The following is a 10,454-nucleotide window of genomic DNA, read 5'->3' on the forward strand; positions in this document are numbered from 1 at the left end:
GCTGGTCGACGAGGCCGGCGACCTCGTCGAGGACCCCTTCGCCCAGGCGGTCGGCCGCGACGGAGCCGTCATCCTGCGGGCGTGCGAGCAGCTGATGGCGGTCCTCGAGGACCTGCTGAGCGCCGGTCGGGTGGTGGCCGATGCCGACCTCCGTGCCATCGTGGACATCGAGGCCGCGGTGGCCGACGTCCTGCACTGGCACCGCACTGCGGCGGGCGCGGCGGACGTACGGCTCTCCAGCACGGTCGCGCCCGGACAGAAGGTCTGGGCCCACCCCTCGGGACTGCGTCAGGTGCTGGCCAACCTGGTGGGCAATGCCATCGTTCACAACGTCCCGCAGGGATCGGTCGAGGTCTCGACCGCCTCGTTCGTGGGCGAGTCCGGCGAAGCCCGCCTCCGGGTGATCGTGCGCGACACCGGACCCGGGCTGGCACCCGAACAGCTCGCGCGCGTGTTCGAGCCCTTCGTCCGGTACGCGAAGCCCTCCGTCAAGGGCACCGGACTCGGCCTGTCGTTGTCCCGCGCCATCGCGGAGCGCGACGGGGGCACGATCGGCGCCGAGTCGAGCCTCGGCACCGGCTCCGCCTTCTGGGTCGAGCTGCCCGTGAACGAGGGCGAGCAGGACCTCTAGACCCGTCCTGGTGGGCTGCCCGACCGATTCCGCGGCGGCCGGGCCGCTCATGTAACATTCCACGCGCTTGGCCAGGTAGCTCAGTTGGTACGAGCGACCGACTGAAAATCGGTAGGTCGGCGGTTCGACCCCGCCCCTGGCCACACGCAGGACGAAGCGCCCGATCGCGTCCCGATCGGGCGCTTCGTGCATTTCGGTCCCCACGGCCCTCAGCCATGGACACGGTATGACCTACGCCACTACCTTCCAGTAGTCGGTGATGGGCCGGCGCACCCGCCCGCCCCCTGTCGAACGGAAACCGATGAACGCACGTCTACGCGCCCTGGCACTGAGCATCCTGGCCCTCGTGGCCTCCACGCTGGCCGTCACCGGCACGGCCGCCCCTGCCCATGCCGACGGGCCAGGCGTCGGTACGCCCTGGGTCGTCACCCTCGGCGACTCCTACATCAGCGGTGAGGCGGGCCGGTGGGCCGGTAGCTCCAACGCGTCCTACACCCGGGCGGACGCCCTGGGTGGCACGGCCTACTTCGACAACCCCGGCAACACCGCCGAGACCATCAACCGCTGCCACCGCAGCAAGTCGGCCGAGGCCTACATCGGCGGCGGCGTCAGCGGGCTGAACCTCGCCTGCTCCGGCTCGCGCGTCGCGACCTTCACCGACTCGTCGGGCAACTTCAAGCCCGGTCTCGACTTCTACAACAGCGGTGGCAACCAGGGGCAGGCCCTCCTGCTTCAGAACTTCGCCGCGACGCACAACGTGAAGATGGTGACCGTCTCGATCGGCGGCAACGACTTCAACTTCGCCTCCATCATCCAGACGTGCGTCACCGACTGGCTGACGTCGCCGACGTGGGCCAAGAACTACTGCAACGACGACTCCTCGGTGACCAGCAACTTCACCGCTGCCAATGTCGCCGCGAAGCGTGCCGCCATCGCAGCCGCGTTCCAGAACGTGCGCACGGCCATGCGCAACGCGGGTTACGCCGACGGGTCGTGGACGCTGCTGGTGCAGAACTACCCCTCCCCCCTGCCGAACGGCTCGGGCTTCCGCTACGGGGAGAGCGGCTACACGCGCCAGGACACCGGTGGGTGCGGCTTCTGGAACCGCGACGCCGACTGGGCCAACGCCACCGCGCTCAGCCTGATCAACGGGGCCGTGACCGGCGCCGCCTCCGACTCCGGCGTCGCCGGGGTGCGCACCCTCAACCTCGCGTCGGCATTCAACGGCCGGCGCCTGTGCGAGAACGGTGTCGGCCTCTATGAGGAGAAGGGCCTGGCCAACTGGACCACGCCGGGCGCCGTCGACCAGACGGAATGGGTCAACCAGATCCGTACGGTCTCGACCTGCTGTGGCTCCGGCAGCCCGTACTACGTCCAGGAGAGCCTGCACCCGAACTACTGGGCACAGCTGGCCACCCGCTCCTGCGTTCGCCAGGCCTGGAACGGTGGCACGCCACGATCGGGGACCTGCGCGATCTCCGGGACCGGGCTGGTCAACGGCGAGCCCCGGATGACGCTCAGCTGATCCACGAACTGGCGGCGTACGACAGACGATCGATTGATCTGTCGTGCGCCGCCAGTTGCGCGGGCTGCTGGGCTGAACGCGAGATGAGCCCCGGACGTCAACCGGTGCGGCCGGCGTAGGCGTCGGCTGCGGCGTAGACCTCGAGCACGTAGTCGGCTGAGTGGTTGTAGCCGAAGACCGAGCGCGACCAGGTGTCGCCGACCATCAGATCCCCGGACTCGCACAGGTAGCGGGCGGTGGCCAGCGAGGCGTCGTCGATGTCGTTGGGATCGGCGACCCCGTCGCCGTCGCCGTCCGTGTGCCACGTGCGCCAGGTCGATGGGATGAACTGCATGGGACCGACCGCGTGGTCCCAGTCGGGGTCGCCGTGCCACCGAGTCGACTCGCGCGTGGCCGGCACCGCGGCGTACGCACCGCCGTCGAGCGAGGGGCCGAGGATGGGCTCCGAGGAGCGGCCGTCCTCACCGAGCACGCGGTCGCCGATGGTGCCGTGCTGGGACTCCACCCACCCGATGCCGGCCAGGGTGGTCCAGCCGATCCGGCAGCCACGCGGCGCAAGCACGCTGGCGCGGGCGTACGCCGTGAGGGCGGGCGGTGGGATGCCGGCGGCGTCGGCGGTCCTACGCGCCCAACGCGGGTCGACAGCGGCTGCGGCCCTGGCGACAACCGTTGCGTCGCGGGGCTCGGCGCTCTTCACGCGAGCGACCTCGGCCACGACCGTCGCCGGGGCAGGCGCGTCCGGCACGATCTCGTAGGCACTCAGCACCTGGTCGCGGTGGGCCGTCTGCTGGGCTGCGAACCCGGTGGCGCTCAGCAGCGCCACTCCCCCCGCAATGCCGAGGACATGCGGCAACCTCACCCGAAACGACCGTTGACGTAGTCGTGGGTGCGCTCGTCCCGAGGGTTGGTGAACATCGCCGTGGTGTCGCCGTGCTCGACGATCACGCCCGGCGTGCCGTGGGCAGCGAGGAAGAAGGCGCACGTGTCGGAGACGCGCGCTGCCTGCTGCATGTTGTGGGTCACGATGACAATGGTGACCTCTGTGGCCAGCTCTTTCATCGTCTCTTCGATGACTCGGGTGGAGGTGGGGTCGAGCGCGGAGCACGGCTCGTCCATCAGCAGCACCCGCGGCTTGATCGCGAGCGAGCGCGCGATGCACAACCGCTGCTGCTGGCCGCCCGAGAGTCCGCCGCCCGGGGCGTCGAGCCGGTCCTTGACCTCTTTCCAGAGACCGCCGCGAATCAGGCAGTGCTCGATCAGGGCTTCCTTCTCGGACTTCGAGACCTTGGTGCCGGTCAGCTTGAGGCCCGCGACGACGTTCTCGCGGATCGACATCGCGGGGAACGGGTTGGGCTTCTGGAACACCATCCCGATGCTGCGCCGCGCGTCGGTCAGCTTGCGCTCGGGGTCGTAGATGTCGATGCCGTCGAGGTGGACCTCACCGGCGAGGGCGGCCGAGGGCACCAGCTCGTGCATGCGGTTGAGGATGCGGAGGAACGTGGACTTGCCACAGCCCGAGGGTCCGATCAGGGCGGTGATCTCGCCGGCGGGCATGGTCAGGGAGACCCGGTCCAGGACCTTGTGCTGGCCGAACCAGGCGGTGATGTCGCGGGCCTCGAGCTGAGCCAGACCCTCACCACGGAGCGGGGCGTCGACACCGCGGGTGGCCGTGCCTGCGGCGTACGGCGCGATCGGCTCGATCGCCGTCGTGGAGTCGGCTTCGGTGGACAGTCTCGGGGTCATGGCGGTCTCTTCTGCTGGGCGACGATGCTGGTGAATGGTCATGAGGTGGTGAAGCGTGGGTAGCGGGCCCGGGCGGCGTCAGCAACCACCCGGGCCCGCTGGTCTCACTTGACGGTGATCGTGAACTTCAGCTTGAAGCCGGCGAACGCGCTGTCACCCGCGTAGGTCGCGGTCAGCTTGTTCTTGCCCAGCTTCAGCTTCGTCACGGTCAGCGTCACCTTGCCGGCCTTGATCGTGCCCTTGCCGACCGTCTTCTTGCCGAGCTTGACGACGACCTTGCCGGTCGGGGCGCCGGCGGCGGACTCCTTCACAATGATCTTGCCCTTGTAGGACTTGGCCATCTCGTAGGAGGGTTTGAACTTCTCGACGATCTCCGTCTTGGCCTTGACCGCGGGCACCGGGGTGCTGGCCAGCACGTTGACCGTCGTCGCGGCCGACTCGGAGGCGACGAAGGTGGAGTTGATTGGCGGGACGTACTTCGCGACGTACGTGTGCGCACCGGCGGTGAGGCCGGTGAGCGCCTTGGTCGCCTTGCCACCGGTGAGCGGCGAGGTGCCGACCAGGGCGGCGCCCTCGTAGAAGTTCACGAGGCCGTCGGGCGCCGTCGAGGCGGCGACGGTGGCGGTCAGGGTGGCGGCGCCACCGGCGGTGGAGGTGCCGGCGAGCGTGGTGGACGTGGCTACCTCGGTGTTGGTCGCGAAGTTGGTCGACGCGTCCTGCGTGGCCTGGCCACACACGCCGCCCTTGGCGGGGCGGGCGAGCTGCTCGAAGCCGGCGGCCTCGATCAGCGGCTTGGCCGCCACGGAGCAGACGAAGCCGTCGGCGCCGAAGATGCCCAGGACGGTTGCGTCACCCACGACAGCCTGACGGACGACGTTGTAGAGCGCGCGTGCGGCGACGAAGCCGCCCTCGATGCGCAACGGTGCACCGATCACGGTGTTGCGGCCGATGGAGAACGGCGCAACGGCGTTGGGGTCGTTCTGGATCGTGCTGGGGTCGTGCTCCTGCACCTCGGCGACCGTGGGCGCGAGGGTGACGGCGGTGCCGCCGTTGGCGGCCTTGAGCTGGTCGGTGAAGAAGCTGCGCGTGCCGGACCCGGCCTGCGGGATCTTCGGCGCGATCACTCCGGCGGTGCCACCGAGCTGCGACCAGTTGGTGAAGGTGCCGGCGTAGATCTTGACCATGTCGGCGGGTGCGATGGTCGCCGGCGCGTTGGAGACCTTGGCCGTGGAGAGCGCGAGGGTGTCCTTGGCGAACGGGAACGCGAACAGGCCGTTGGACTTCTCGGTGGCGCTGATGGCCGAGGAGGAGCGGGCGTAGTCGACGTCGGCGTTGTTGCCGGCGCCGTACAGGAGAGCCTTGCCGGCGCCGGAGCCGTTGGGACGGGTGATGGGCGTGGCGCCGGCCTTCAGGGTCACGGTGCCACCACCGGTGGCGTCGAAGGACACGAGGCGCGCCGCGGTCTTGCCGGCGTTGTAGCCGGCGACGGCGTCCTTGCCGTCGGCCAGGTAGGCCAGCGCGAACTGGGAGGTGTCCGAGCCCACGCCGACGAGGTCGGAGTCGACGGGGACGAAGGTCGGGTCGGCGTGGGCCGGCGCCATGAGGGCGACCGACGCGGCCACGATCGACGCGGTCGTCGCGCCGGTGATGAGCCTGCGAACAGACATCTGTTGATTCCTTTTCGTTGGATTGGTCAGAGCAGGTTGGGCAGCAAGCGCATGACGACATCGGTCGTCTGCCAGGCCAGGGCGATGACGACCGGAGCCGTGATCACCCAGACCGAGGCGGCGGACCAGCGCTGGCGGGCGGCCATGACCCCGAGGGTCATCGCCAGGAGCAGGCCCAGGCACAGGGCGAGGAGCGGAAGTGCCCCTTGCTCGGTGCCCATCGGCTGCTCCGGATCGGGGACGGCGGTCGGGAGACCGGCCGGTGTGGGGAAGCCCTTCTTCGCTTGGGCGTCGACGTAGACGACCTCGCCGGGCGTGAGGTCGGCGAACCGGCCGGAGCCCTCGGCGCTGACCAGGACGAGGCGGGCGGCGCCCTCGGGACGCGGCTGCGGGAGCGGGTCGCCGGCACGGCGTACGCCGAGGACCGAGAACTGCTTCGGCCCCTGGGCCGTCACCACGCGGATCGTGTCGGTGGCACGCAGGTCGGCGATGGAGCCGAACGGGGCGCCGTACGTCTTGGCACGTCCCATCACCACCGCGGTGCCCACCTGTCCGGGCAGCACGGTGTTGCGCAGGTGGCCGGGCCCGTCGAGGAGGTCGCTGGACGCGGTGCCCTCGATCACGACCTGCTCGACACCGAGGTGCGGGATCGAGATCAGGGCGACCGGATCACCGAGCGGGGTCACCGGGCCCATGGGGGCCGTGGCGGCGGCGAGCTCGCCGCGGAACTGGTCGTAGAGCGCGGCTTGCTCGCGCTGCTGGGACAGCGCACCGAGGAAGAGCATCTGGACCGCGGCCCAGGTCGCGACGAGGGCGAGCATCGTGGCCGTCGTGGAGACGACGTCCAAGGCTTGCCTCGCGGACGTCGGTGGGGCGCTCGGAGCGGGAGCACGCGGAGCACTCGGACTGCTCGCAGTGATCGTGGGTCGTTCAGCGAGAGCCGTCACGACCGCCTCCGCCGGGAGAGCCCGAGGCGCAGCAGGCTGGTCGCGAAGGCGCCCAGCACGCCGATCCCCAGCAGTACGGGGATGAGGCGGCCCGCGAGCGCCGACGAGACCGGCTCGGTGTCGGGCATCGTGACCGGCTTGGGCTTCGGGGTCTTGGTCGGCTTGCCCTTCGCCGGCTTGCCCGCGCCCGTCGGGGCCGCCGCGGGCACGGGCTCCGGCTCGGGCGGCTCGACGTCGGTGACGCTACCGGGCCCGGTCGGGGTGCCGGACTCGCCACCGGTGCCGGTGTTCGTGCCGTCCGTACCGTCGCCGGTGCCGGCCACCTTGCCGTTCTGCTTGGCGATGGATACGGCGACGCTGTGCGCCTGCTTGAACAGGGGCGCCGTCGCGCCGGTCTTCTTCAGGGCCAGGAAGCCCGGCGGGAGCTCGCCGTTGCCGTAGCCGGCCCGCTGGCCCTCGGTCGTGGCGATGTCGATGAACTCCGAGACCTTGGTGGCGTCGGCCTTCGCCAGGCCGTGGGTCAGGGCCGCGGTGTAGACGATCATGGTGCCGGGGTAGGCGGACCTCGCCTTGACGACGTCCTTCATCTCCAGCGTGAACGGGGCGTCACCACTCTTGGCCGGCTCGGCCAACGAGATCGCCTTGACCATGGCGGCGTCGGTCGGTGCGACGTAGTGGTCGGAGGTCGTCTCCAGGCTTGCCTCGTGCAGGCCGAAGCGGCGGGCGTCGCCGGTGCTGACGATGCCGAGCATCATCCGCGAGCCCACACCCTGCCGGTCGATCCGGCCGATCTTCCAGGGGTCGGTCGAGACGGACCGCTCGCACTTGGTCTGCACGTTGGGCCAGGCGTCGAGCACGGCCTCGGCGATCTTGCGCAGCGACGTGACGGGAGCGGCGAGCTGCGTGAAGTACGGCGCCGGGTTCTGGGTGTAGCACTCCTGCTCGCTGGGTGCGACGAAGTCGTCGAGCAGCGGCCAGAGCGGGATCGGCAGCTCGATCTTCTTGTACTTCGGGTTGATCTTCATGCCCCACTGGTCGGGCTTGCCGTTGACCCACTCCATCGCCGACCTGTCTCCTGCGATGTAGGACGTCAGCGTCTCCATCACGTCACTGCTCTCGGACAGCGAGAGCACGGTGGCGGCCGCCTCCCGACTGACCAGGTCGAGGCCTGGATTCAGCTTCTGGAACTCCGGATCGAGGTTGAAGGAGATCGGGTTGCCACCCATGCCCTCGTGGCTGCGGGCGCGCTCGCTGCCGAGGTAGGACTGCGTCAGCAGCTTGGCGAGCAGTCGGGCGTTGAGCCGCAGGTTGGTGTACTCCCCCGCGTTGTCGGGACGGTCGATGATGTAGCCGATGGAGAAGCCGGTCACCGCGGTCGGCGCGTAGCCGACGGGCTCAGTGCCCTTGGCCTCGTGCTCGCTGGAGACGAAGGCCGCAACGCCGCCGCCGCTCTCCATCAGGTTGAAGCCGGCCTCGTCGGACATCTTGTTGTGCTGGAACTTGAAGCGCTTCTTGTTCAAGCAGTAGGCCGGCGACCACTGGAGCGAGGCCTGGGCCATCAGCTCGGAGCCGTAGAATCCGGTGGGCGGGCGCGAGTCGAGCACGTCGCAAGCGTCAGGAGCCAGCCCGAAGTCGAGCGGGATCGAGAACCGGTTGCGCCAGTTGGAGGGCGACCACCACAGGGCCGGCGAGACGCTCGCGTCGACGCCCTCGTTGGCGAAGTTGCTCTGGCCCGGCAGGAAGCGGCCGGCCTTCTGGCATTCCCGATCGGGGTCGAGGCAGGAGATGCCCTCGATCGGGATCACCACGACCGAGCACTTCACCGTGTCCGAGCAGCCGAGCGACTCGTTCTCGACGGCCGATCGGACCTCGAACTGCACCCGGCCGTTGCCCTCACCGTCGGTGAAGGCAGCCATCTCCGCCGGCGGGAAGGCCGCACCGACCGCGGCCTCGGGGGCCATCGTCTCCGCCGTACAGGACGAGAAGACGGTGCCGTTGCTGCCGAGGAAGGGGGTGATGTGGGTCGAGAGAGTGGGGACGTCGTTGCACTCCGGGGGGATCACGCCCATCCCCGACTTCTGGGCCCGGTCGAAGTCGTTGCCGTAGAGGTCGTGGCGCCACACGGCGGTGCTGTCGTCGACGAGCTGCGAGCGCTGCTGGCGCGTCGAGGTCCAGCAGGTGTTGGTCGAGAGCTGCTGCTCGGGCGGCAGGCTCGGGTCGTCCACGCCGCGGCACTGCATGATCACGACGGGATACTCCTGGTTGAGCCCCAGCTCGCCGAACGGGCTGGCCGCGCGGCCACCGGTCGGGTGCGCGCCCGACCAGGCGATGTTGATCCGCTCCCGGCCACGCAGCTCGGTCGTGCGGTCGACGGTGACGGTGACGTCGCGCTCGTCGATCAGCAGTTCCTGCCCCTCCATCACGAGCGAGCGGGTCAGGTGCTTCGTCTGGCTGTACGCCGCAGCGTCGCCCACCGCCGGGGAGGGAGCGCCCTGCGCCGTGGCGGCACCGGCCAGCGCGACCGCGGCAACGAGGCTGGCCGAGGCCGCGATCCGGACCAGCTTCATCGCGCTGCTCCGTTGCGGGCTGCGCGTCGGCTGATCAGGATGCCGGGCACCAGGATCAGCGCCAGCAGCTCGAGCACCGCCAGCCAGCCGAACGCCTTGCCGTCCATCGGCCGCTCGGCCGACAGCTCGGTGGGGGTGGCATAGAGGGGCTCGTCCGTGGTGGTGGTGCTGCTGACGCCCTCGACGGTCGCCCCCGCGGGCGGGTTGACCGCCTCACCGGTGACGGGATCGATGGTGGTCGCGCCCGTCGGCGTACCACCCGGATCGGCGGCGGCGGTCGGCGTGGTCGTCTTGTCGCCGCCCTTCTTGCCACCGCTGGTCTCGGTCGCAGGCACGCCGGCGTCGTCGGTCGAGGGCTCGCCGGTGCCGGTGGGGGTGCCGCACGGTCCCTCGCCCTCCTTGTCGCAGGCGGCCGGCTGGGGCGCGATCTCGGCGAGCTTGTTCCGCTTGAGGTCGCCCGCGACGAACGTCGGGTTGTTGCACTTGGTGACGTCACGGTTGGTGAGGTCGACCGCCGGGTCGGCGGTGGCGAGCAGCTTGAGCTGCTCGAAGCCGGCCTGCACCAGGTTGAGCGGCAGCGGCGAGTAGCCGTAGGGACCGGCCTTGGACTGGCCCTCGCACAGCGAGTAGTACATGAAGTCCGCGAGGGTCTGCCGCTTGGCGGTGGTCATCCGCTGGTCGTCCGCGCCGGTCGGGATGATCATGTAGCTGTAGGACGACAGCGGGTAGGCCCGCGGGTCGGTGGCGCGGTAGACGCCGGTGAGGATCTGCGTCAGGTAGTCGTTGGACGACTTGTCCTGGTTGATCTGCGCCTTCGTCAGCGCCACCGCGACGTTGTACTGCGTCGGCTCGACGTAGAAGCCACCCTTGTTGAGCACCTTGACGACCGGGTAGTCCTTGTTGACGGGGTAGGCGTACTCGACGTAGCCGATGGTGCCGTTTCCCGCGAAGCCGGAGATGGTGTTCATCACCTGGTCGGAGCCCGATTGGGCGAGCATCCGGCCCTTGCGCGGGTAGTAGGACGTGAAGCCCTGGCGACCGTAGTAGGGCTGCCAGATCGAGGGGTACTCGTCGTTGAGCCAGGTGGTGAACTGAGCGGTCGTGCCGGAGCCGTCCGAGCGCACGACCGGGGTGATGGGCAGCTTGGGAAAGGCACGGCCGTTGTTGTCCTTGGTGATCGCCGCGTCGCTCCAGTCGACGATCTGACCGGTGAAGATCTTGGCCACCGTCTCGCCGGAGAGGCGCAGGTTGCGGACGAGCTCGTTGCCGATCTTGAGCTGGTAGGTGAACGCGGTGCCGCCCGCGACGATCGGCACGTAGGCGAACTCGCGACCGTTGCTGTTGTCTGCATTGCCGAACTCGTCGACGCCCGGG

Annotated in this window: 8 protein-coding genes and 1 tRNA gene; 3 read left to right on the plus strand and 6 right to left on the minus strand. The window is 69.6% G+C overall.

The window, feature by feature from the left end; all coding sequences use genetic code 11:
• The 3 genes from RMO85_RS16040 to RMO85_RS16050 form a co-directional block, all read left to right on the plus strand.
• A partial coding sequence (locus RMO85_RS16040) for a HAMP domain-containing sensor histidine kinase (protein ID WP_310529724.1) occupies positions 1-631 on the plus strand: 631 nt, incomplete at its 5' end.
• A gap of 69 nt (positions 632-700) precedes the next feature.
• A tRNA-Phe gene (locus RMO85_RS16045) sits at positions 701-774 on the plus strand.
• A 158-nt stretch (positions 775-932) separates the two neighbouring features.
• On the plus strand, positions 933-2,156 hold the full coding sequence (locus RMO85_RS16050; protein WP_310529725.1) for a hypothetical protein: 1,224 nt from the start codon (positions 933-935) through the stop codon (positions 2,154-2,156).
• Between the two features lie 97 nt (positions 2,157-2,253).
• Here RMO85_RS16050 and RMO85_RS16055 read toward each other — a convergent pair whose 3' ends face one another.
• From RMO85_RS16055 to RMO85_RS16080, 6 genes are all read right to left on the minus strand, one after another.
• On the minus strand, positions 2,254-3,015 hold the full coding sequence (locus RMO85_RS16055) for a lytic transglycosylase domain-containing protein (protein ID WP_310529726.1): 762 nt from the start codon (positions 3,013-3,015) through the stop codon (positions 2,254-2,256).
• On the minus strand, positions 3,012-3,899 hold the full coding sequence (locus tag RMO85_RS16060; RefSeq protein ID WP_310529727.1) for a phosphate ABC transporter ATP-binding protein: 888 nt from the start codon (positions 3,897-3,899) through the stop codon (positions 3,012-3,014). The genes RMO85_RS16055 and RMO85_RS16060 overlap by 4 nt, the downstream gene beginning before the upstream one ends.
• Positions 3,900-4,003: 104 nt before the next feature.
• Positions 4,004-5,566, minus strand: a complete 1,563-nt coding sequence (locus RMO85_RS16065; RefSeq protein ID WP_310529728.1) for an Ig-like domain repeat protein — start codon at positions 5,564-5,566, stop codon at positions 4,004-4,006.
• 26 nt (positions 5,567-5,592) lie between these two features.
• A complete protein-coding gene (locus RMO85_RS16070; protein ID WP_310529729.1) occupies positions 5,593-6,387 on the minus strand; it encodes a sortase domain-bontaining protein in 795 nt (264 codons plus the stop codon).
• A 122-nt stretch (positions 6,388-6,509) separates the two neighbouring features.
• Positions 6,510-9,080, minus strand: a complete 2,571-nt coding sequence (locus RMO85_RS16075; protein WP_310529730.1) for a hypothetical protein — start codon at positions 9,078-9,080, stop codon at positions 6,510-6,512.
• A partial coding sequence (locus RMO85_RS16080) for a substrate-binding domain-containing protein (protein ID WP_310529731.1) occupies positions 9,077-10,454 on the minus strand: 1,378 nt, incomplete at its 5' end. The genes RMO85_RS16080 and RMO85_RS16075, both read right to left, overlap by 4 nt.

The organism is Nocardioides sp., from assembly GCF_031422975.1.
Lineage (GTDB): Bacteria > Actinomycetota > Actinomycetes > Propionibacteriales > Nocardioidaceae > Nocardioides.